We start from the raw sequence: 22,550 nt of genomic DNA, 5'->3' as shown, positions 1-22,550 counted from the left end.
GGTGAACACGACGAACCCGTTCCTGGAAAGGTGCGTCAGAGATGTCTGCGCCATACACGCTTCCCGAACTGCCCTACGACTACGCGGCCCTGGAGCCGTGGATCTCCGGCCAGATCATGGAGCTGCACCACGACAAGCACCACGCTGCCTACGTCACCGGTGCCAACACCGCTCTGGAGAAGCTGGCGGAGGTTCGCGAGTCCGGTGACTACGCCACCGTGAACCTGCACGAGAAGAACCTGGCGTTCCACCTCGGCGGCCACGTCAACCACAGCGTCTTCTGGAAGAACCTGTCCCCCGAGGGCGGCGACAAGCCCGAGGGCGAGCTGGGCGCGGCCATCGACGACCAGTTCGGTTCGTTCGACGCCTTCCGCGCTCACTTCGGTGCCGCGGCCACGGCCCTCCAGGGCTCCGGCTGGGCGATCCTGGCCTGGGACGCCCTGGGCCAGCGGCTGATCATCGAGCAGCTGTACGACCAGCAGGCGAACATCGCCATCGGCACGCAGCCGCTGCTGATGCTGGACATGTGGGAGCACGCCTTCTACCTCCAGTACAAGAACGTGAAGGCCGAGTACGTCAAGGCGTTCTGGAACGTGGTCAACTGGGCCGACGTCCAGGACCGCTTCGACGCCGCCCGCAAGGTGCAGCTGGGCTAGCAGCCGGGCTGGATCCGGGCTCCCCGGACACCGGTCGCGCTCCGGTCGGAGAACCAGCACCGTGCCGGGGCTGCCCGGCCCGGGCCGGGCAGCGCGAGGGGCGGCACCACCGCGGTGGTGCCGCCCTCGCATGTGTCCGGTCCAGGGTCAGACGACCAGCCGGACGGGGTCCTCCGCCACCGGGCCGTGCCGGTTGAACTCGCGCCAGGCGCGCGCGAGCCGCCAGACCAGCTCCTCCCGGGTGGTCGCGTCGAAGGCCACGGGCAGCCGGAAGTACTCGGCGTGGCGTCCGTCGGGGGACGCCGACATGGTGGGGCCGGGGACCAGCTCCACGTCGTGGCAGAGCGCGACCTGGGCGTAGGCGCCCGAGTCCACGCCGGGGAGGTGCACCCACAGGGCCGCGCCCCCGTCGGGACGCTGCCACTCCCAGGTGGGCAGGGAGGCGCGGAGGAGGCCCTCCATGTGGGCGATGGCCTCGCGCATCAGCTCCGAGCGCTCCCGTGCGAGGTTCCCGTAGTCCTCCAGGAGGCGCACCGTCACCGCCTGGTCCAGGAGGGGGCCGGCCAGGTCGGCGAGGACCTTGCGGCGGCTGAGCCGCAGTGCCATCTCGGCCGGGGCCCGGAGCCAGCCCACCCGGAGCCCGGCCCAGGAGACCTTGGACAGGGAGTCGACGCTGATCACCTCGGCTCCGCGCGGGGCGAACGCCGCCAGCGGGGAGGGCTCGTCGGGGGAGCGCAGCCCGGTGTAGGCGGAGTCCTCCAGGATCGGCACCCCGTGGCGGGCGGACAGCTCGCCCAGCTCCCGGCGGCGCGCCGCGGACATCATGGTGCCCGTGGGGTTGTGGTAGGAGGGCATGACGTAGACCAGGTGCGGCGCGTGCTCGACCACGGCCCGGCGCACGCCGACCGCGTCGATGCCCTGGTCGTCCAGGGGCACGGGGAGGAAGCGGGCCCCCCGGTCCCCCATCAGGTCCAGGCATCCCGCGAAGCTGGGGTCCTCGACCACCACGGGCGACCCCTCGCGCAGGTACAGCTGGGAGACCAGGTTGACGGCCTGGTGCGCGCCGGTGGTGACCACGATCTGGTCCGGGGTCGTCGGCAGGTCCAGACGGCAGTAGTGGTCGGCGATGGCCTGGCGCAGTGCGGGCAGCCCGCGCGGGTAGTAGGTGCTCTCGGCCATGAGCGACGGCAGGTCCTCGGCGACGACCTGCCGGATGGCCGTCTCCACCCCCGGCAGTGCCGGGGTGTTGAGGCAGGAGGCCGAGATGAGGCCCTCGTCGCTCTGGAAGAGGTTGCGGTACATGGGGTTGCCGCTGCCGTTGCGGGTCCAGCCGTCCGGCCGGACGGGGGCGACCCTGCCGCTGATCCGCGTGCCGCTGCCCTGCCTGCTGTCGAGCAGGCCCTCCGAACGCAGGGAGTCGTAGGCGGAGACCACGGTCGTGCGGCTGACCCGGAGTGCGGAGGCGAGGACCCGCTCCGAGGGAAGGCGCTCGTTCGGCGTCAGAGTGCCCTGTCCGACGAGTTCGCGCAGGGTGTCCGCGAGACGCCGGTAGAGGGGCCCCTCTCCCCGGGACCAGGTGCCGAGGAGTGCCGCGAGTTCGGCGGGCTGCCGAGAAGAGTCCATTTTCCACTCCATTGGATCTGTGGGGTCGACCCCCTGGGTTCCATAATGGCACCCAGAAAGAAGAGTCCACCAGAGCCAAAGTGGACTCTTGAATCGCAGTCCACTTTCCGGTCGGAGCCGTCATGGACATCCTCGCGAAGCGCCCCCGCGCCTCCGCCTCCCACCCGCGTGCAACACGCTCCCTTCCCTACCCGCAGGGCCTCCGGGAACGTCGGCCCGTCATCGTCGAGTCGCGTACGATCCGGGGCGACCACCGGTACCTCGCCGGGCTCGCAGCCGCGTTACGGGAGCGGTCCGCCGAGGAGGCCGGCGCCCCGGTCGAGGTCCACTTCGCCGACGAAGGGGACCGGATACACGTCATCGTGCTGTGGCGCTCACCGACGGACGTACGGGAGTTCGTGGAGTCGGCGCACCGGGACCTCCTCGGCTTCCACGCGCGGGCCGGCGCCTTCCCCGAGGTGGAGCGTGTTCTGTGGTGGGCGGCCGAGGGCAGCGCCGTGACCGCGCAGGAGGCCGCCTCCCGGACGGACCACCTGCGTGAGCACGGGCCGGGCCGGCGCGCGTTCACGCTCGCCTCCCCCGTCCCCGCCCCCGTCTGAGCGCCGGCTCCGGTCACGGTGCCCGTCGGCCGTGCGCGGGGGTCGCGCGTGCGGGGTACGGATCGTGTCCCCCGTCGCCGGGTCCTCGTACGGGAGCATCCGCGGGGGCGGGGTCAGCGCGCGGCGTCGGCCGCCCAGGTCCCGCCCAGCGCGGGAGCCAGGGAACGGCGCGCCACGCCGGCGAACCCGTCCGGCTCCAGGCTCCCGGTGCCCTCCGGCACCACCCCCGCCAACGGCCCCGCCCCCATGTCCGGCAGGTCGGTGACGTTGCAGCGCATCGCCAGGTCCGGCTGGTCCGGCCAGGACCCCACCACGACGCCCACCGGGTGCAGCCCCCGGGTACGCAGCGCCTCGCCGGTCAGCGCGGTCGCGTTCAACGTCCCCAGGTCCGGCCGGGCCACCACCAGGACGGGCGCGGACAGCAGCACCGCGGCGTCGGCCAGGGTCTCGCCCTCGGAGTTCAGCCGTACCAGGAGCCCGCCGGCGCCCTCCACCAGCACCAGGTCGTGCTCACCGACCAGGCCCCACACCGCGTCGGCCACGTGTTCGGCCCGCACGGCGGGAGTCCCGCAGCGGGCTGCGGCCGTGGCGGGCGCGAGCGGGTCCGGGTACCGGGCCAGCTCGACCGTGGTCACCCCGGGAACGAGCCCGGCGACGACGTCCACATCACCCCGTTCGGCCGGCCCCACACCCGTCTGGGCGGGTTTGACCACGGCCACCCGTCGCCCCGCGGCCCGCGCCAGAGCGGCCACGGCCGCCGTGACCACGGTCTTGCCGACCTCGGTACCGGTCCCGGTCACCATCAGAACGGTCACGGCCACCACACTCTTTCCCCGTCGTCGCCCACGCGGCCCCTCACCCGTCCTCTCGTCTCCTCGTCCCCGTTACTCCTGAACGAGCAGCCTTCCCAATGAGGAGGGCTCCAAGCACGCCCCCTCCCCGACCGGTCTGTGACCAGTGTCTCCGGGGCCGTGCCCGCTCAGTGTCCGGCGTCCCCGCCCGCCCGAACCGAGGCCTCCACGGCGGCGACCATCCCCCCGGCGATCACGGCCACGTCCTCGGCCGTGCAGGTGTAGGGGGGCATGGCGTACACGTGCTCGCGGAAGGGCCGCAGCCACACCCCCGCCTCCACCGCCGCCCGTGTGGCCTCGCGCATCCGCACGGGGGCCTCCAGCTCCACCACCCCGATCGCCCCGAGGACCCGCACCTCCCGTACCCCCGGTATCCCCCCGAGCGGGGCGAGGCCCGCGCGCAGGCCGGCCCCGATCCGCGCCACGTCGCCCTTCCAGTCGCCACCGGTCAGCAGGTCCACCGATGCCACGGCCGTGGCGCAGGCCAGCGGGTTGCCCATGAACGTGGGCCCGTGGGCGAGGACCGGCACCTCCCCCTCCGCGATCCCCCGGGCCACACGACCGGTGCACAGGGTGGCGGCGAGCGTCAGGTACCCGCCCGTCAGCGCCTTGCCCAGGCACATCACGTCGGGGGCCACCCCGGCGTGGTCGGCGGCGAACAGCTCCCCCGTGCGTCCGAAACCCGTCGCGATCTCGTCGAACACCAGCAGCAGCCCGTGCCCGTCCGCGATCCTGCGCAACTCCCGCAGGTAGCCGGGATGGTGGAAGCGCATCCCCCCGGCCCCCTGCACCACGGGCTCCACGATGATCGCCGCCAGTTCGCCGGCGTGCTCGGCGGCCAGGCGCTCGAACCCCGCCACGTAGTCGGGGTCGGGAGGGGCCTCGAACCCTCCCGGGGGCGCGGGCGCGTACACCTGGGTGGGCAGGACACCGCCCCACAGGGCGTGCATGCCCCCGTCGGGGTCGCAGACGCTCATCGCGTGGAACGTGTCCCCGTGGTACCCGCCCCTCCAGGTGAGGAAGCGCCGCCGCTCCGGGCGCCCCGTGGAGCGGTGGTACTGGAGGCACATCTTCATGGCGACCTCCACCGACACCGACCCGGAGTCGGCGAGGAAGACGTGCTCCAGCGGCTCCGGCGTGATCTCCACCAGCGCCTCCGCCAGCTCGGCCGCCGGACCGTGCGTGAGCCCCCCGAACATGACGTGGCTGAACGAGTCCACCTGCTCCCGCACCGCCGCGTCGAGCACGGGGTGCCGGTACCCGTGGATCGCCGACCACCAGGACGCCATCCCGTCGACCACGCGGTGGGACTCCCCGTCCGACCACAGGGTCAGCCGGGGCCCCTCCGCCCCGGTGACCACGTACGGCGGTTCGGCCGCGGGGACCGTCGAGTAGGGGTGCCACAGGTGAGCGGTGTCGGTGTCCCGGACCCGCTCGGGCCCGGGCCTCGGGCGGACCGCCCCTGTGTCTGTGCGCGTCATGGTGTTCCATTGTTCACCCGGTGCGCACGGGCGCCCCCGTACCGTCCCACCAGGAATCCGCGCGGAACTTTGTGGGCTTCCACCGGTGACGGGCGGCCCCGCCTCCCGGCAGAGTCGTAGCTGCCTCCCTGGCACCCGGGACCGGGCCGGCCCAGCGGGATTGGCCGCCGCTGGGCCGGCCCGGTCCGGGAAGACCCGCCGCCGGACGGGTGTGCCGGACGCGGCCCGCCGCAACGGCGGCCCCGCGACGCCGCCCCGCGACGCCGCCCCGGGACGACGGCCCCGTGCGCGTGACGCCCGCCCCCTCCGCCCCGTCCCCATCGGAGTGTGCCCGACACCGACCACCGCACCGAGGAGCCCGTGCGCATGGAAAGCCGCACCGCCACCGCACCGCCCCGCCGCCCGTGGACCCTGCGGGCCACGTGCCTCCCCCCGCCGGTCACCACCGCCCGCGCCGACCCGCACCCCTTCGCGTGGCTGGACGGCGCGGCCCGGCGCCGCGCGGACGCCGGACTGGCCCGGCGCACCGTGCCCAGATCCGTGGACGACGACCTCCTGGACCTGGCCGGCAACGACTACCTGGGGCTGCTCCGCCACCCGGACGTGGTGGGCGCGGCGGCCGACGCGGCCCGCACCTGGGGCGCGGGCGCCGGAGGATCACGTCTGGTGACCGGCGACACCGACCTCCACCAGGAGCTGGAGCGCGAGCTCGCCGCCTTCTACGGCACGGAGTCCGCCCTCGTGTTCTCCTCCGGCTACACGGCGAACCTGGCGATGGTCACCGCTCTGGGTGCCGCCGACCGCGACGACGCACCCCTGGTGGTGTGCGACAGGTACAACCACGCCTCCCTCATCGACGCGACGCGGTTGGCGAAGGCCTCCGGGGCGCGCGTGGCACTCTTCGACCACGCCGACCCCGCCAGGGCGGCGGAGGCGCTCGTCCCGGCGCGGGGCCGGGCCCTGGTGCTGAGCGACACCGTGTTCTCGGTGGACGGCGACCTCACCGACGCGGCCGCGCTCGCCCTCGTGGCGCGGCGGCACGGCGCCGCCCTCCTGCTGGACGACGCCCACGGGTTGGGCGTGGTGGGGCCGGGCGGGCGGGGCACGCTCACCGCCGCCGGGCTGCGCGGCGCGGACGACGTCGCGGTGTCGGTGACCCTGTCCAAGTCGCTCGGTGCGCAGGGCGGCGCGGTCCTCGGGCCCCGCCGGGTGATCCGGCACCTGGTCGAGACCGCGCGCACGTTCGTCTTCGACACCGGCCTCGCCCCGGCGGCGGCGGGAGCGGCGCTCGCGGCCCTGCGCGTGCTGGGCGCGGAGCCCGAACGGGCCGACGCGGTCCGCGACCGCGCCCGCCGGCTGTCCGAGGGGCTGCGCGAACGCGGCCTCGACGCGAGCCGCCCCGACGCCGCCGTGGTGTCGGTGCGGGCGCCCTCGCCCGAGGCGGCCCTGGAATGGCGCGCCGCGTGCCTCGCGGAGGGCGTGCGGGTGGGGTGCTTCCGCCCGCCGTCGGTCCCGGACGGCGGGTCCCGGCTGCGGCTGACCGCCCGAGCGACCCTCGGGGCCGCAGATGTCGACCGCGTTCTCTCCGTCGTCGGAGCGACCCGCCCCCGGTAGTCTTGCGGAGGAATCAGGAGCCGTCCGGTAGGTGAGAGGCGGTATCGGCCGTGTCAGCACGTGGTGAGGACCCGGGGGCGCCGGAACCCGTGTCCGACGAATCCTCCGGAGCCGCCGGGGCCGGCGGCCCCGACGACGAACCCGGAACCGTTGTGGACGGATCCCCTCCCGACCACCCCGACGGTCCCGGTGACGCTTCGCCGGACACCGGCGGCGAGGCTCCCGGCAGGCCGCGGAAGCGGCGGCGCGGAGCCCGTGCCGCCATCGCGGTCTCCCTCCTCCTCGTCATCACCCTGGTCGTCACCCTGACCGTGCCCGCCACCCGCGAAGGGCTCATGGGTCTGTGGTGCGACGTCACCCGCGGCGTGTGCCCCGGTGAGGAGCTCCCCCCGATCGCCGAGGACGAGGAGTCCGACTGGCGGGTCCGTATGGAGCCGGAGGAGGCGGCCCTCTGGGGCAACTACGTGGCCCTGGGCGACTCCTACTCGTCGGGCGACGGCGCGGGCGACTACGACCCGGAGACCGCCGAGCCGGGCGGCTGCTGGCGGTCGGAGAACGCCTACCCCCACATCATCGGTGAGGAGTTCGACTTCTCGGGTTCCCTGGCCTTCTACGCGTGCAGCAGCCACAAGGGCAAGGACATGCTCAGCGAGGTCGGCGCCCCCGAGTCGCAGATCGAGCGCGTCACCGAGAACACGTCGCTGGTGACCATCGGGATCGGCGGCAACGACCTGGGGTTCACCCCGGTGCTGCGCACCTGCATCGTGCGGATGCCGCTGCTGGAGAGCAGTGTCTGCGTCGGGCAGGAGGAGGAGCTGGAGAGCCGGATGGACGCGTTCGAGGAGACCCTGGCCGAGGTGCTCGGCGAGATCCGCGACCGCGCGCCCGACGCCCGCGTGCTCGTGCTGGGCTATCCGCGGTTGTTCCCCGAGGAGCCCTCGGGCATGTACTACACACTGACCGTGAGCGACCAGGTCTGGTTGAACTCGGTCGCCCAGCGTTTCAACGAGCGCATCCGCGACGGGGTGTACGCGGTGGACGGGGACGTGTACGGCGGTCGCGGGACCGGCAGCGTCGAGTACGTGAACACCTTCAGCGCCCTCAACGGGTACGAGGTGAGCGCGGAGGAGTCCTGGTTGAACGGCATCGTGCTCGGCCAGTTGGGCGAGGGGCTGCGCGTGGACCGGGCCAGCTTCCACCCCACGGCCATGGGCCAGATGTCCATCGCCGAACGCGTGCGGCTCCAGATCCTGCAAGGGCCGGAACGCACGCTGTACACGTCCCGGGAGACCCTCGACGACGTCGATCCGGACCAGCTGATGTCGGAGCTGGGAGGACCGTTGGACCCCGTCGGTGTCCCGGAGACCCCGGGGTCCCCGGCCAACGAGGCCGACGCCCCCTGACACCTCGCGGGCGGGGTGCGCGGGTCGGGGTCCGGCGACCGCGGTGTGGAACCGGTGGCGGGCGGCCTCCGTCGCGGAGCCGGGTGTCCCACCGGTCGCCGGCCCGGCGGGGCACCCTTCTCACGTGGTCGTCTACTGCTGCGCCCTGAGCTCCTCCAGGACCTCGCCGAACCGGTCCAGGCCCCAGTTGAGGTCCTCCTCGCTGATCACGAGGGGCGGTGACATCCGCACCGTGGAGCCGTGGGTGTCCTTGACCAGGACGCCGTGCTCCGCGAGACGCCTGCACAGCTCCTTGCCCGAGGCGAGCCCGGGGTCGACGTCGATGCCCGCCCACAGCCCGATGCTGCGTGTGGACACCACCCCGTTGCCGACGAACTCCTTCAGGCGGCGCCTGAGCACCTCGCCGAGGCGGCGCGTGTTCTCCAGGTAGGGCCCCTCGGTGAGCATCCGGACCACCGTCGACCCCACCGCTCCGGCCAGCGGGTTGCCGCCGAACGTGCTGCCGTGCTGGCCCGGCTGGATCACGCCGAGCACGTTCTCGTCGGCGACCATCGCCGACACGGGCAGGATGCCGCCGCCCAGTGCCTTGCCGAACAGGTAGGCGTCGGGGACCACCCCGCTGTGCTCGCAGGCGCGGATGGTGCCGGTGCGGCCCAGCCCGGACTGCACCTCGTCCGCGATGAACAGCACCCTGTTGGCGTCGCAGATCTCCCTCACCCTGGGCAGGTAGTCCGGGGGAGGCACGATCACACCCGCCTCGCCCTGGACCGGTTCGATGAGGACCGCCGCCGTGGTGTGGTCGACGGCCTCCTCGATCGCCCTGGCGTCACCGTAGGGCACCGACCGGAACCCCGGGGTGTACGGGCCGAAGCCGGTTCTGGCCTCGGGGTCCGAGGAGAAGGAGATGACCGTGGTGGTGCGCCCGTGGAAGTTGGCTCCCGCCACGACGATGGTGGCCTGGTTCTCCGGGATTCCCTTGACCTCGTAGCCCCACTTGCGGGCCACCTTGATACCGGTCTCCACCGCCTCGGCGCCGGTGTTCATCGGCAGGACCTTCTCCTTGCCGACCATGTCCGCGAGGGAGCTGACCCAGGGGCCGAACCGGTCGTTGTGGAAGGCGCGGCTCGTGAGCGTGACCCGGTCCAGCTGCTGGTGCGCCGCCGCCAGCAGGTCGGGGTTGTGGTGGCCGAAGTTCATGGCCGAGTATCCGGCCAGGCAGTCCAGGTACTTCTTTCCCTCCACGTCCGTCACCCAGGCGCCACGGCCCTCGGCGATCACGACGGGAAGGGGTGCGTAGTTGTGCGCGGATCGCGCCTGTGCCAGCGCGATGTGGTCGGCGCTGGAGAGTCCTCGTCCGCCGGGGTCTCCGGCAGGGTCCTGCTGGCCCAGATTCTGGGTGGTGTCCATCTAGCCGCTCCGATCACCATTGACCGATGTCAGACAGTAGATACCCACCGGATGGCCCTGTAGAGCCGTCCGGCGGGCGATCCCCAAGAGTTGAGCAGATGATCCCGTGAGCCCACAAGGGGTGAGGCGTATCACAGATCGCCCCCCTGGCCCGAAACCCGCGCGCGACGACACCCTCCAGGCCCCCTGAGCGGGCCCCTTGCATCCACCGTGACCTGCGATAACACCCTGGGTGACGCGCTCCACAGCCCTGACGGCGATCGGGCCGCCCTCTGCGGGGTACCGTCGCACCAACAAGCCACAGTGCCGCCGCGAGCCCCTCCGCCGTGGACGGCCCGTCGACCCACGTCAGGGAGGCCGGAAGTGCCCACCGCCGTGTCCCCAACGTCCGCGGACGCACCCTTCTCCCTCGCCGCGCTGCTCGCCGCGGTGACCGACGCGGTTCCCGACCGGACCGCCCTGGTCGCGGGGCCCCGGCGCCTCACGTACCGGACTCTGCACGAGCGCTCCGTGCGCCTCGCCCGCCACCTCGTCGGCGCGGGCGTGGCCCCCGGCGAACACGTCGCGATCTTGGCCTACAACCGCGCCGAGTGGGTGGAGTCCTTCCTCGGGGTGCTGCGCGCCGGCGCGGTCCCCGTCAACGTCAACTACCGCTACGTCGCGGGTGAGCTGCGGCACGTCCTGGCCGACTCCCACGCGGTCGCGCTGATCGCGGAGGACTCCCTGGCCTCGACGGTCTCCGCCGTGCGACCCGACCTGCCCCGGCTGCGCCACGTGCTGCTCGTCTCCGACGGCTCCGCGCGCGGCACCGAGGGGGTCGACTACGAGGAGGCCCTGGCCTCCGCTCCGCAGGACGCGGCCCTTCCGCCGACCAGCGGCGAGGACCACTACCTGCTCTACACGGGGGGCACCACCGGCTATCCCAAGGGCGTGCTGTGGCGGCAGGCCGACATCTTCCGCGCCGCTCTGGAACGGCGTTCGCCGGGAGCGCCCCGCGCCCGGACCCTGGACGACGTCGCCCAACGCGCCGCCCGCTGTTTTCCGCAGCGCATGCTGGTCCTGGGGCCGCTGATGCACGCCGCCGGGCAGTGGAACGCCCTGAGCATGCTGCTGTGCGGCAAGCAGGTCGTGCTCTCCACCGACCGCAGCTTCCGCCCGGACCGGGTGCTGGAGGTGGCGCACCGCGAGGGCGTGCACACGGTCCAGCTGGTGGGGGACGCCATGGCCCGCCCGCTGGCCCGGCACCTGCTCACCGAGCCCGGCCTGTGCCCGGGGCTGACCGCGGTCCGCTCCGGCGGCACGCCGCTCACCCCGCAGGTGCGCGGCCTGTGGCGCGCCTGGCGCGAGGATGTCGCCCTGGCCGACTCCTATGGCGGATCGGAGACGGGCGTGTGCGGTTCGGCGACGGCGGCCGAGGGCTCGCCGTCGGAGGGGGCCGAGACCTTGGCCGGGGCCGTCGACGGCCGCAGCTTCACGATGGGCGGCAGCATCGCGGTGCTGGACCAGGCCCTGCGCCCCCTGTCGCCGGGCTCGTCGGAGGTCGGCCGGATCGCGCGCACCGGACGGATCCCGCTGGGCTACTACAACGACCCGATCACCACGGCCCGCACCTTCCCCACCGACGCCGACGGGCGCAGGTGGGCCCTGTCGGGCGACTTCGGGACCCGGGCCGAGGACGGGTCGATCGTCCTGTTGGGACGCGGGAGCGCCGTCATCAACACCGCCGGGGAGAAGGTGTACCCGGAGGAGGTGGAGGCCGCCCTGAAGGCGCACCCCTCGGTGGAGGACGCGATCGTGGTGCCCGCCTCCGACGAACGGCTCGGCCAGCGGGTGACCGCGCTGGTCTCCCTCGCCGCCGGCGCCCGTCTGGAGCAGGCGTCGCTGTTGGAACACTGCCGTGTGCGGCTGGCGGGGTTCAAGGTCCCGAGGACCGTCCACTTCGTGGACCGGGTGCGGCGCACGGCCGTCGGCAAGCAGGACTACCGGTGGGCGGCGTCGGTCGCCCGGGACGGTTCGGCCTCGCGTGGGACCGCGGGGACCGTGTCCCCCGGCCCGCTGCGGTACTGACGGCCGCCATCTGCGGCGTTGTCCCGGCGCGCGGGCGGGGGTGGTGACCGCCTCTGGCGGAGGACCGCACCCCGCCCCTAAAAAAGTACGGTTTTCGGATGCCATCCGCTTGATCCACCACAGGGCCAAAAAGAACGACATTCAAGGACAAAGTCCACGTGGGGGTTCTGACAACCCCTCCGCGGCGGCTCTCGGCGGGGTGCGGACGACCCCCGCTGTCTGCGGTGCCCGCCCAGAGCGGCCCCCGCCCCTTGTACCTTAGATCCCGTCGGCCGCAGTCTCCGGCCGATTCGGACGGTCCCCTTTCTCGCCTCATCCCCCACCCAGCGCACGTTCGTGTGCGCGGTGACACCCTTAGGACGGAGGATGGCGCGCCCCCTCCCGGGCTTCCCGGGCCGCGCCCAACTACTCAGATGGCCAATTCCGTAGGCTCCTACCTCTTCAACGCGGTGCGCGGCGGCGCCGTGGGCGCCTCTGAAGCGCTTCCCGGCATCAGCGGCGGCACCGTCGCCCTCATCGTCGGCCTCTATGACAAGCTCATCGGCGGCGCGGGCCACATGGTCAGCGGAATCAAGAGGTACGTGACAGACGTCCCGCGCGGGCGCGGCAAGGAGCGCGCACAGGAGCAGTTCCGCCAGGTGGACTGGAGCGTCCTGGTCCCCGCTCTGGTCGGCATGGTGATCTTCCTGGTCCTGGCCGCCCTCCTGCTCGCGCCGTTGGTCGACGCCTACACCCAGTACGCCTACGCCCTGTTCTTCGGCCTGGTCCTGGCCTGCCTGTGGATCCCCTACGCCGGGGCCGGCAGGCCCTGGAAGGCAGGGCACTACGTCGTGGCACTGGTGTTCGCCACAGCCGCGTTCCTGCTCACGGGACTGCCCGGCGCCAACCTGCCCACGCACCCGGTGGTCGTCTTCCTCGCAGCCGCCGTGGCCGTCTGCGCCCTGGTGCTGCCCGGCCTGTCCGGCTCGTTCATCCTGCTCACACTGGGCCTGTACGAGCCGACGATCAACGCCGTCGGCGACTTCGACATCGCCTACCTGGGCATCTTCGCCCTGGGCATGCTCACCGGCCTGTCCCTGTTCGTGAAGTTGCTCCAGTTCCTCCTGGAGAACTTCCACCACATGACCCTCGTCGTACTCACCGGCCTCATGGCCGGATCCCTGCGCGCGCTGTGGCCCTGGCAGACCGAGTCCCGTGAGTTCCTCACCCCCACCGACGTCCCCGTGACCGTCGCCTTCATGGTCGTCGGCTTTGCGATCGTGACCGCGGCCATCGTCTGGGAGCGCCGCAAGCGCACGCAGGCCGAGGCCCTCCGCGTCTCGACCGGCGTCTGACCGGCAAGAACGGAATCCACTGCTCATGCCAGCGAATCTGTGGACGGCGTCGAACCCGGCGATGGAGGGCGAGGTCGTCCACGAGTACGAGGGGTTCATCGGCTGGGTCCTGAGCCTGATGACGACCCTGGGCGAGCCCGGTGTCGGTGTGGCCCTGTTCATCGAGACCTTCTTCCCCCCGATGCCGAGTGAGGCGGTCCTGCCAGGCGCGGGGTTCCTCGCCTACGACGGGCACATGAACGTGTGGCTGGCCATCGTGTGGGCCACGGTCGGCTGTCTGGTCGGCGCCTGGGGCTTCTACGCGATCGGGGCCCTGCTGGGCCGGGACCGCACCAAGTGGCTGGTGGAGAAGACCCCCTTGCTGGAGGTCGAGGACTTCTACAAGGCCGAGCGCTTCTTCGCCCGCTTCGGCGGCCTCGCGGTCCTGCTGGGCCGGTGCGTGCCGCTGGTGCGCAGCTTCATCTCGGTCCCCGCCGGTATCGAGCGGATGCCCATCCTCAAGTTCTCCGTGTACACCGTGATCGGCTCCGCCGTCTGGAACTCGATCTGGATCGGACTCGGCTACGCCTTCGGTCCGGCCATCAAACCGATCCTGGTGCAGTGGAGCGGCCTGATCAGCAACATCGTGCTCGCCGTCATCGCCCTGCTGTTCCTGTGGTTCGTCGTCGTCCGCGTACGCAAGCTGCTCAGGGCCCGGCCCGCGGACAACGCCCCCACCGCCTGAGCCGCGCAGGCGGGCGTACGGGCCCCCTCGGGCCCGTACGCCCCCCACCAACGTCGGCCGCACGGGCCCGACCACACACTGAGCGGGGCCGCCCACACGGCGGCCCCGACGGCGCGGGGTGCCGGTGGCCCAGGCCACCGGCTGAGAGCACACCCGTCGAACCTGCCCTAGTTCGTACTAGCGAAGGAACGCCCATGAGCGCGTACAACATCGTCTCCGTCGCCGGCAGCGACCCCAGCGGGGGCGCCGGGATCCAGGCGGACCTCAAGGCCTTCTCGGCCCACGGCACCTTCGGCATGACCGTGGTCACGGCCCTGACCGCGCAGTCCACGCGCGGCGTCGCCGGGGTCCACCCGATCCCCGCCGAGTTCGTCACCCGCCAGATGGACACCCTCTTCTCGGACGCCACGGTGCACGCGGTCAAGGTCGGCATGCTCGGCACCGCCGAGGTCACCGTGGCCGTCGCCGAGGCGATCGGGCGCCACGAACTGCCCCACGTGGTCGTGGACCCGGTGATGGTCGCCAAGAGCGGCGACCGGCTGCTGGAGTCCTCCGCCGTCGAGGCCCTGCGCACCCGGCTGCTGCCGCGTGCGGACCTGCTCACCCCGAACCTCCCCGAGGCCGCAGACCTGCTGGACGAGCCCGAGGCCACCGATCTCGCGACAATGCGCGACCAGGCACGCCGCCTGCTGGAGTTCGGTCCGCGCAGGGTCCTGATCAAGGGCGGGCACCTGCCGGGCGGGGAGAGCGTCGACATCCTCGTCTCACGGGACGCCGACCCGGTCGAGTTCCGTGCGCGGAGGGTCCCCACCCGCAACACGCACGGCACCGGGTGCACTCTGTCCTCCTCGATCGCGGCCCTGCTGCCGCAGCGCCCGGACGCGGCCTCCGCCGTCGGCGACGCCAAGGCCTACCTGACCGAGGCGCTCCGGCACGCGGACGGGATCGACGCCGGAGGCGGGCAGGGGCCCGTGCACCATTTCCACGCCTGGTGGAAGTAGGCGCCGTCAGCGTACGGGCTCCATGACCGCGTCCGGGTTCCGCCAGTCGGGGTCGGCGAAGAACCTCCTGGTCTCGGCGACCACGACCGGCGACAGCAGGAGCAGCCCGATCAGGTTGGGCAGCGCCATGAGCCCGTTGGCGATGTCGCTGAACAGCCACACCGCGTCGATCTGCGCGGTGGCGCCGACGAAGATGAACGCGATGAACAGCACCCGGTAGGGCAGCACGAACACGCGCCCCGCCAGGTACACCACGCACCGTTCGCCGTAGTACGCCCAGCCGAGGATGGTCGTGTACGCGAAGACCGCTATCGCGCAGGCGACGAAGACCGGCCCCAGGGCCGCCAGTTCGGGGCTGATCCGGCCGAGTCCGACCTCCATCGCCGCGGTGGTGAGCAGGACCCCCCTGTTGCCCCCCTCCGCCCCCTCGGCCTCGGCGCCCTGCCACACCCCGGTCGTGATGATCACCATCGCGGTGAGGGTGAGCATGATCAGGGTGTCGATAAGGGTCTGCGTCATCGCGACGAGTGCCTGGCGGACCGGCTGGCCGGTCCTGGCCGCGGCCGCGGCGATGGCTCCGGTGCCCAGGCCGGCCTCGTTCGAGAAGACGCCGCGGGAGACGCCCTGGCGGATGACGCACATCAGGGTGGCGCCGGCGAAGCCGCCCACCGCCGAGGTGCCGGTGAAGGCGTCGCCGATGACCAGGGCGAAGGCGGGACCGATCCGGTCGTGGTGTACCGCCAGGACGAGCAGGTTGATGAGGACGAAGCCGGTGATCATGAACGGCACGACGGCGGAGGCGACCCTGCCGATCCCCTTGATGCCGCCGAGCACGACCACGGCGGCCAGCAGCATCAGGACGAGTCCGGTGGTCCGCTGGTCCACTCCGCAGACGTTGTTGACCGCGTCGGCCACCGCGTTGGCCTGGGTGCCGTTGCCGATGCCGAAGGCGGCGATCGCACCGAAGACCGCGAACCCCCAGCCGAGCAGGCGGCCGAGCCCTCCGGGGAGGCCCCTGCGCAGGTAGTACATCGGGCCGCCGGCCTGCTCCCCCCTCTCGTCGGTGACCCGGTACTTCACGCCGAGCAGGGCCTCGCTGTACTTGGTGGCCATGCCGAGGACGCCGGTGACCCACATCCAGAAGAGGGCCCCCGGGCCGCCGATGCCGATGGCCAGGCCCACGCCGGCGATGTTGCCGACCCCCGTCGTCGCGGCGAGGGCCGTGCTCAGGGCCTGGAAGTGCGAGATGTCGCCCCTGACGTCCTGGCCGGTCTCCTCCCTCCGGACGAGGGCGAACCACAGGGCGTGGGCGAGCCGGGTGAACTGGAGCAACCGGAGCCGGACCGTCAGGTAGCTCCCGGTGACGAGGAGCAGGGGGAGGAGCACGAGCGGACCCCAGACGACACCGCTCAGTACTTCGGCCATGTCGAGGAACAGGTCCACCGGGGTCTCCGTCTCGGTGCGCGTCGGCCCGGGACCACCGGCATCGTTCCACGAGGTCCGGCGGCCCGGGGGGTCGTGCCGACGCTAGTGGACACCGATCGGCCGCGTCGGGTAATCGCGACAACATGCGAAGAACCCGTGTCCTGGGGCGCGCGTCCTCACCGGAGGCCGGGGGCTACCGCCCTCCGACGGCCTCCGGTTCCCGGGGGCACGGGCGGGCCGGGGTCAGGATTCGTCCTTCTGGTCGAGGGCGAGCCTGCTGAGTGCCGCGGCGGCCCGGTCCGGGTCCGCGCCCCGGCCCACCGCGATGCCGAGCAGGTAGGTCGTGAGCGGGGCCGCGGGGCGGGCCACGGAGTGGGCGGCGTCCCTGGCCAGGTCGAGGACGCGGTCGACGTCCTCCTTGCCCAGCGGGTCGGTGTCGGCCAGTTCGAGTTCACGGCGGACGGCTTCCGCCCATTCGACGAGGGTCACCGGGTGACTCCTTGGAGAGGGATGTCGGTCACGTCAGGTGATCATAGCCACCTGGGGGTCACCGGGCGGCCACGGGCGCGCACGGGCGGGTCACCGTCCGCTCGACGAACCCACGCCTGCGCGTCGGGAGCGGTTCCCCCGGCTCCGGACCGTGGTTCATCCGGCTCTCCTAGGCTCGGGACCAGCCTTCCCCCGGCGTTGGGAGCCCCCGCATGTCCCCGACCGAGCCCTCTCGGCCGCTTCGCGTGGCGATCGTGACAGAGTCCTTCCTTCCGCAGGTCAACGGAGTGACCACCTCCGTGTGCCGGGTCGCCGACCTGCTCGCCTCGCGCGGGCACCAGGCCCTCGTCCTGGCCCCCGGGCCCGGCCCGTCCTCCTACGCGGGCTTTCCCGTGGTCCGCATGCCCTCACTGCCCCTGCCGTTCTACCGGGACTTCCCCGTGGGCCTTCCCGCCCGGCGCACGATGACCGCGGCGATCCGCGCCTTCGCCCCCGACGTCCTTCACCTGGCCTCACCCGCCCTGCTCGGATCGGCGGCGGTGGAGACCGCGCGTCGCTGGGCGCTCCCGACGGTGGCGGTGTTCCAGACCGACCTCCCCGGTTTCGCGGGGCGCTACGGGCTGCCGGGCGGGGACGGGATCTGGGCCCTGCTGCGGCGTACGCACTCCGCCGTCGACCGCACGCTCGTGCCGTCCTCGGCCACCATGGAGGCGCTGTCCGCACGCGGGTTCCCCCGGCTGCACCTGTGGCGCCGGGGCGTCGACTCCCGCCGTTTCTCCCCCGGCCACCGCGACGCCGACCTGCGCCGCAGGCTGGCGCCGAACGGTGAGGCCGTCGTGGGCTACGTGGGGCGGCTGGCCCGCGACAAACGGGTGGACCTGCTCGCGCACGTGGCCCGCCTGCGCGGTATCAGGCTGGTCGTGGTGGGGGACGGCCCCGAGCGCGCCCGCCTGCGTCGCCTCCTGCCCGACGCGGTCTTCACCGGCCAGCGCACCGGCGCGGACCTGTCCCGGCTGTACGCGTCGATGGACGTGTTCGTCCACACGGGCGCCGACGAGACGTTCTGCCAGTCCGTGCAGGAAGCGCTGGCCTCGGGGGTGCCGGTGGTCGCCCCCGCCGCCGGCGGGCCGCTGGACCTGGTCGTCCCCGAGCACAACGGGCTCCTGTTCGCGCCCGACTCGGTCCGTGAACTGCGGGTGGCGGTCGGGCGGCTGGCCCACAACGCCGGGGTGCGGGAGAAAATGGCCGGGCGGGCCCGCGCCTCGGTGGAACACCGCAGCTGGGAGGCGGTCGGCGAGCAGCTGCTCGGCCACTACCGCGCGGTGATCGCCCCCAGCCGTGAGCTGGGCCGGGTCGACGCCGGACATGGTTCCGGCCTCCCCCGGAAGGAGCGGCCGGGGGAGGCCGGAAGAGTGCGCGCCCGCCCCGCCCCCTTTGACGGGGCGGGCGCCGGGAGAGCCTAGGCCGTGTTCCGCGGATCATTCCGGGCTCGCAACCGCCAGGCTGCCTCTCGCTGCGCCGACCACGCTTGGACAGCCAGACCCGGGCTGACCTGCGCTACTCGTCTTGCGAGAGATTGTCTGGAGGCCGCTCGCGGCGATCGGCGCAAGCGCCGAATCAACCGAAAGCATCCACGGAACACGCCCTAGACGGCGGCCTGGGCGGCGGTCTGGGTCCGGGTGATGACGGTGCTGGGAGCTGCGTCGAGCAGCGCGCCGAGCACCTCGTCGAGACGGTCCAGGTGGGCGCGGACCCAGGGCAGGGCCAGCGGGTCAGTGGCGGCGAGCGCGGCGTAGCGCCGCTCCTCGGACTCCCCGTAGAGGAGGCTGGTGGCGACCCGCATGCGCAGGGCGTCGGTCCCCTCTCCGAACTCGACGGCGGGCAGAACGCCCATGCCGAAGCGGTCGAGGAGCAGCCCGGTCAGCTCGGGACCGGTGGTCACGCCGTGCAGGGAGGCCAGTCTTTCGCGGAACGGCTCGAAGTCGGGGTAGAGGTAGAACGCCGCACGCGGGGTGGCGACGGTCGCCCCGGCGCGCACGAACGCCTCGGTGACCGCGCGGGCGACGATGCCGTGCAGGCGGCGGCTCCGGTCGATGTGGTCGAGGAGTTCGGCGGGCTCGGTGAAGGCGTGTGCGGCGGCCTCCTGGACGGGGGCCGCGGGGCTGGACCAGATCTCGCTGGCCACGCCGAGCAGACCGCCGCGCAGCCGGTGGCCGGTCTCGGAGTCGGGCAGGCGCAGGACGCCGATGCGCCAGCCGCCCAGGGCGAGGTTCTTGCTCAGGCCGGTGGAGATGACGGTGCGCTCGGGCGCGTACTCGGCGGGACTGTGGATCTCGACGGGGTCCTCCCCCGGGCCCGCCGGGTGGACCAGGTCGCGGTAGATCTCGTCGGAGATGACGAGGAGGTCGAGCTCCCGCGCCACCTCGGCGAGCCTGCGGACGGTCTCGGCGTCGGCCACCGTGCCGGTGGGGTTGTCGGGCAGGGTGACGATGACGGCGTTGACCGTCCGGCCCTGCTCGCGGGCCGCGGTGACCGCGGCGTGCAGCAGGTCGGGCTGGGGCACCCCGCCCTGGCCCGTGGCCGTGGGAACCAGGATCGGCCGCTGGCCGAGCAGGCGGCTCTGCGCGGCGTAGCTGACCCAGCTGGGCGCGGCGATCGCGGTGTCGCCGCCGATCTCCAGCAGGAGGCTGTACAGGAGCGGTTTGCTGCCGGGACCGGCGATGACCATGCCGGGGTCGGTGGGAAGCCCGCGGCGTTCCCAGTAGCCGGCGGCGGCCCCGCGCAGGGCCGCGGATCCGGCGACGGGACCGTAGGCGTTGGCGCCGTTGCCGGCGGAGAGCTGGTCGCGCATGACCGGGTGGACCGGGAGCCCGGCCTCGCCGAAGCCGAGCGGCAGCACGCGCACTCCCTGGAGTCGCTTCTCGGCGAGGGCTTCGTTGACGGCAAGGGTGGCGGACACAGTGACGGTCATGGACGACTCATCTCCGGACGTATCGTTCGGCGCTTGACCGCACCTCAGGGGTGACGGTCTGTCACTCCCCACCATGCCCCTGTTCAGCCATCAGTACAAGCGAGTCTTTTCGATGGTGAGCATAAGCTGTTCTTATGCTAGATCTTCGCCGCCTGCACGTTCTCCGCGAGTTCGGTGTCCGAGGCACCATCGCGGCCACCGCGAGCGCTCTCGGCTACACGCCCTCGGCGGTCTCCCAGCAACTCGCCCGGCTGGAGCAGGAGACGGGTGTCGCACTCCTGGACCGCTCCCCGAAGGGCGCCGAGCTGACCGACGCCGGACGGCTCCTGATGACCCAGGCCGAGGAGATCCTGGCGCTGGTGGAGGCGACCGAGTCGGTCCTCGCCGAGCAGGCGGACGTCGCCCTGGGCATGGTGACCGTCACGGCGTTCCCCACCGCCGCCGTGGCTTTCGCCCCGCTGCTCGCGCCGCCGCTGCGGCGGCACGAGGGGATGCAGCTCGTGCTCCGCCAGACCCTGCTGTCGACCGGGACCCAGAAGGTGCGCTCGCGGGAGGTGGACATCGCGCTGGTCGACGACTGGAGCGGGCAGCACCCCGGCCGCGGACCGGATGCCGGCCTGCGCCACATCCACCTGCTGCGCGACCCCCTGGTCCTGGCGGTGCCCGAGGAGCACCGGCTGGCCGCCCCGGGCGTGCCAGTGGCCCTGGACGGGCTGCTGGGCGAGTCGTGGATCGTGGCACCGCAGACCGAGCGGTCGCGCTACGGGACGGACCGGCTCCTGGCCGAGGTGGGCGGACTGCCCGCCACCACCTGGGAGTTCGAGGGCCTGGGAACCATACTCAGCCTGGTGTCCCGGGGCATCGGGATCGCCGCGGTGCCGGCGTTGGCGATGGTGGGCGCCCCGGCGGGGCTGGTCTACCGGAGGTTTCCGGCGTCGGCACCCGAACGGCACGTCTACGCGGTGGTGCGTCCGGCCTCGCTGCGCCGGCCGGCGGTGCAGGTGACGCTCGCGGCGCTGCGGGAGGCCGCCCGGCAGGTCGACCGCGAGCTCGCGGAGATCACCGACCCGTAGTCCGTCCGCGGCGGGCCGGGCGGGAGGGGTGCCGGACGCGGAGGGCGCGACAACGGCGTGTGGCCCGGCCACCCGGGCCGGGCCACACGTCGAGCGGGTCGTGGTCGGTTGTTCGGTCCTGTGGCGCGGCCGTGTCGCACCGGTTCACTCGCCGTTGTCCCTACCGCGCGTCCGGTCGATCCTGCGCCGCAGTCTGCGGCAGACGTGGCGTGCGCGGTCACGGTCGTCCCGGGCGTTCCACCATCGCGCGTAGGCTTCCAGTCTCCGTTGTCGCAGCGACTCCAGCTCGGCCTCCATCCGGGTCACCCGGTGCTCCAGGTCGATTCGTTCGCGCTCGAACGACGACATGTCGCGCTCATGGAACCCCGCCTCCCGCTCGGCGCTGTCGAGCCGATCGGTGAGGCCCTCGGCGGTGTTTCCACCGCGGGTGATCCGGCCGCGGCCGGCCTGTCCACTGATGCCTTGGAACCACACAGTGACTGGTGTTTCCCGAAGCGGACCAACATCACCGATCGCTACGCAAAGAATACGGAAAGTGGCAAATGGTGCAAAATTCCCATTCAGGCCACCGCACGCAGTCCGGTCACACCGCGATCGGGCGCGTGGACACCGCCCTCTCGTCCCGCAGCGGCACCGGAGCGGCCCCACGCAGACGCACGTAGGCCGCCTCGAAACGCTCCAGCGACCGGTGGTGGTCGTGCCGCAGGGCGATCTCGCGGCTGGCCGCCCCCAGGGAACGGCGGGTCCGCGCGTTCCCGAGGACCGCGAGCAGGCGGTCCGCCAGGTGCGCCGAGTCGCCCGGCGGGAAGAGGAACCCGTTGCGCCCGACCTCCACCAGGTGCGGTAGCGCCATCGCGTCGGCGGCGACCACCGGCAGACCCGTCGACATCGCCTCCAGCGTGGCGATGCTCTGCAACTCGGCGACGCCCGCGATCGCGAACACGTCGCCCGCCGCGTACACCAGCGGAAGGTCCTGGTCGGGGACGAACCCCAGGAAGAACACCCGGTCCGCCACTCCCAGCTCGGCGGCCAGAGCGCGCAGCTCCTGCTCGCGTGCTCCGATCCCCGCAAGAGCCAGCTGGGCGTCCCGCTCCGGCAGGATCCGCGCCAGTGCCCGGATCGTGTCGTCGATCCGCTTCTCCGCGTCCAACCGGCCCACGAACACGATCGTGTCCCGGTCCGGGAGCCCGAACCTGGCCCGCGCCTGCGAGCGGTCCTGCGGCCGGGGGTGGAAGCGCTCCAGGTCGATCCCGCACGAGACCGCCTCGACCGCACGGGCGAACCCCTTCTCGCGGAGCAGTTCGGCCGCGCGCGGCGTCGGCGTCGTCACGTAGTCGGCCTCGGTGGCCACCCGGACCATGTCCTTCCACGCCAGCGCTCCGGCCGCCGACTGCATCGGCCGGGGCACCCGGGCGTGCGCGTACAGGTTGTCCGGCATGAAGTGGTTGGTCAGCACGACCGGGATGCCCGCGGCCCGGCCCCGGTGCATCGCCGAGCGGCTGAGCGTGAAGTGGCTCTGCGCGTGCACGACGTCCGGGTCCAGGCGCCGCACGAGCCTGGCGATGTGCCCGCCCATGCCGACCGGGACGGCCGCCCGCATGCTGGGTTGGAAGGGCAGGCGGGCGGAGCGCAGGCGGTGCTCGGTGACCGCTCCGCCGACCGCCACGTAGGGGTCTCCCAGCTCGGAGGGGCACACCACGTGGACCCGGTGGCCGCGCCCGGCCAGCCCCTCGGCCAGGCGGTGGGCGAAGTACCCGGCACCGTTGACGTCGGGGGGGTACGTGTCGGTGGCGATCAGGACACGCAGCGGACGCGTGGGCTCGGCCATGGTG

General features: G+C 72.8%; 19 protein-coding genes and 1 riboswitch. Of the genes, 10 read left to right on the top strand and 9 right to left on the bottom strand.

Annotation, left to right across the window (positions count from 1 at the left end):
* Window positions 1-41 precede the first annotated feature (41 nt).
* Window positions 42-656: a superoxide dismutase gene (locus ACFWTE_RS06035; protein ID WP_378778217.1), complete on the top strand. Its 615-nt coding sequence runs from the start codon at window positions 42-44 to the stop codon at window positions 654-656.
* A 147-nt stretch (window positions 657-803) separates the two neighbouring features.
* Here ACFWTE_RS06035 and ACFWTE_RS06030 read toward each other — a convergent pair whose 3' ends face one another.
* The gene (locus ACFWTE_RS06030) at window positions 804-2,279 is read right to left on the bottom strand and encodes a PLP-dependent aminotransferase family protein (RefSeq protein WP_378778216.1); all 1,476 of its coding nucleotides are present in this window, start codon (window positions 2,277-2,279) and stop codon (window positions 804-806) included.
* A gap of 122 nt (window positions 2,280-2,401) precedes the next feature.
* On the opposite strand from ACFWTE_RS06030, the gene ACFWTE_RS06025 reads away from it, so the two are divergent.
* Window positions 2,402-2,878: a DUF3291 domain-containing protein gene (locus tag ACFWTE_RS06025; protein ID WP_378778215.1), complete on the top strand. Its 477-nt coding sequence runs from the start codon at window positions 2,402-2,404 to the stop codon at window positions 2,876-2,878.
* Between the two features lie 113 nt (window positions 2,879-2,991).
* On the opposite strand, the gene bioD is transcribed toward ACFWTE_RS06025, so the two are convergent.
* Together bioD and ACFWTE_RS06015 are read right to left on the bottom strand one after the other, a co-directional pair.
* Window positions 2,992-3,693: a dethiobiotin synthase gene (gene bioD, locus ACFWTE_RS06020; protein ID WP_378778214.1), complete on the bottom strand. Its 702-nt coding sequence runs from the start codon at window positions 3,691-3,693 to the stop codon at window positions 2,992-2,994.
* A gap of 164 nt (window positions 3,694-3,857) precedes the next feature.
* Window positions 3,858-5,210, bottom strand: a complete 1,353-nt coding sequence (locus ACFWTE_RS06015) for an adenosylmethionine--8-amino-7-oxononanoate transaminase (RefSeq protein ID WP_378778213.1) — start codon at window positions 5,208-5,210, stop codon at window positions 3,858-3,860.
* Between the two features lie 366 nt (window positions 5,211-5,576).
* On the opposite strand from ACFWTE_RS06015, the gene ACFWTE_RS06010 reads away from it, so the two are divergent.
* Window positions 5,577-6,824 (top strand): 8-amino-7-oxononanoate synthase, encoded by a 1,248-nt coding sequence (locus ACFWTE_RS06010; RefSeq protein WP_378778223.1) that lies wholly within the window; start codon window positions 5,577-5,579, stop codon window positions 6,822-6,824.
* Window positions 6,825-6,874: 50 nt separating this feature from the next.
* Window positions 6,875-8,227, top strand: a complete 1,353-nt coding sequence (locus tag ACFWTE_RS06005; RefSeq protein WP_378778212.1) for an SGNH/GDSL hydrolase family protein — start codon at window positions 6,875-6,877, stop codon at window positions 8,225-8,227.
* A gap of 132 nt (window positions 8,228-8,359) precedes the next feature.
* Here the strand turns inward: ACFWTE_RS06005 and rocD are convergent, their stop codons facing one another.
* The gene (rocD, locus tag ACFWTE_RS06000; protein ID WP_378778211.1) at window positions 8,360-9,634 is read right to left on the bottom strand and encodes an ornithine--oxo-acid transaminase; all 1,275 of its coding nucleotides are present in this window, start codon (window positions 9,632-9,634) and stop codon (window positions 8,360-8,362) included.
* Between the two features lie 375 nt (window positions 9,635-10,009).
* On the opposite strand from rocD, the gene ACFWTE_RS05995 reads away from it, so the two are divergent.
* From ACFWTE_RS05995 to thiD, 4 genes are all read left to right on the top strand, one after another.
* Window positions 10,010-11,701, top strand: coding sequence for an acyl-CoA synthetase (locus ACFWTE_RS05995; protein WP_378778210.1), 1,692 nt, complete (start codon window positions 10,010-10,012; stop codon window positions 11,699-11,701).
* Between the two features lie 413 nt (window positions 11,702-12,114).
* Window positions 12,115-13,035, top strand: coding sequence for a DUF368 domain-containing protein (locus ACFWTE_RS05990; RefSeq protein WP_378778209.1), 921 nt, complete (start codon window positions 12,115-12,117; stop codon window positions 13,033-13,035).
* Between the two features lie 25 nt (window positions 13,036-13,060).
* Window positions 13,061-13,759: a DedA family protein gene (locus ACFWTE_RS05985; protein ID WP_378778208.1), complete on the top strand. Its 699-nt coding sequence runs from the start codon at window positions 13,061-13,063 to the stop codon at window positions 13,757-13,759.
* A 104-nt stretch (window positions 13,760-13,863) separates the two neighbouring features.
* A riboswitch (TPP riboswitch) is annotated at window positions 13,864-13,965 on the top strand.
* Entirely contained in the window at window positions 13,954-14,760 is an 807-nt protein-coding gene (gene thiD, locus ACFWTE_RS05980) for a bifunctional hydroxymethylpyrimidine kinase/phosphomethylpyrimidine kinase (protein WP_378778207.1), read from the top strand. Its footprint overlaps the riboswitch before it by 12 nt.
* A gap of 6 nt (window positions 14,761-14,766) precedes the next feature.
* On the opposite strand, the gene ACFWTE_RS05975 is transcribed toward thiD, so the two are convergent.
* On the bottom strand, window positions 14,767-16,203 hold the full coding sequence (locus ACFWTE_RS05975) for an alanine/glycine:cation symporter family protein (RefSeq protein ID WP_378778206.1): 1,437 nt from the start codon (window positions 16,201-16,203) through the stop codon (window positions 14,767-14,769).
* A 225-nt stretch (window positions 16,204-16,428) separates the two neighbouring features.
* Window positions 16,429-16,674, bottom strand: a complete 246-nt coding sequence (locus tag ACFWTE_RS05970; RefSeq protein ID WP_378778205.1) for a DUF6457 domain-containing protein — start codon at window positions 16,672-16,674, stop codon at window positions 16,429-16,431.
* A gap of 245 nt (window positions 16,675-16,919) precedes the next feature.
* Between ACFWTE_RS05970 and ACFWTE_RS05965 the strand changes: the two genes are divergently transcribed.
* Window positions 16,920-18,137, top strand: coding sequence for a glycosyltransferase family 4 protein (locus ACFWTE_RS05965; RefSeq protein ID WP_378778204.1), 1,218 nt, complete (start codon window positions 16,920-16,922; stop codon window positions 18,135-18,137).
* A 182-nt stretch (window positions 18,138-18,319) separates the two neighbouring features.
* Here the strand turns inward: ACFWTE_RS05965 and ACFWTE_RS05960 are convergent, their stop codons facing one another.
* On the bottom strand, window positions 18,320-19,645 hold the full coding sequence (locus ACFWTE_RS05960; protein WP_378778203.1) for a pyridoxal phosphate-dependent aminotransferase: 1,326 nt from the start codon (window positions 19,643-19,645) through the stop codon (window positions 18,320-18,322).
* Window positions 19,646-19,779: 134 nt separating this feature from the next.
* Between ACFWTE_RS05960 and ACFWTE_RS05955 the strand changes: the two genes are divergently transcribed.
* Window positions 19,780-20,718, top strand: a complete 939-nt coding sequence (locus tag ACFWTE_RS05955; protein WP_378778202.1) for a LysR family transcriptional regulator — start codon at window positions 19,780-19,782, stop codon at window positions 20,716-20,718.
* A 144-nt stretch (window positions 20,719-20,862) separates the two neighbouring features.
* On the opposite strand, the gene ACFWTE_RS05950 is transcribed toward ACFWTE_RS05955, so the two are convergent.
* Window positions 20,863-21,192, bottom strand: a complete 330-nt coding sequence (locus tag ACFWTE_RS05950) for a hypothetical protein (protein ID WP_378778201.1) — start codon at window positions 21,190-21,192, stop codon at window positions 20,863-20,865.
* A 109-nt stretch (window positions 21,193-21,301) separates the two neighbouring features.
* Window positions 21,302-22,546 (bottom strand): glycosyltransferase, encoded by a 1,245-nt coding sequence (locus ACFWTE_RS05945; RefSeq protein WP_378778200.1) that lies wholly within the window; start codon window positions 22,544-22,546, stop codon window positions 21,302-21,304.
* Window positions 22,547-22,550: the final 4 nt, after the last annotated feature.

It is taken from the genome of Nocardiopsis sp. NPDC058631 (assembly GCF_042716955.1).
In the GTDB taxonomy this organism is placed as follows: domain Bacteria; phylum Actinomycetota; class Actinomycetes; order Streptosporangiales; family Streptosporangiaceae; genus Nocardiopsis.
The sequence above is the reverse complement of the archived record's forward strand: the minus strand, read 5'-3'. Positions and strand labels throughout refer to the sequence as shown.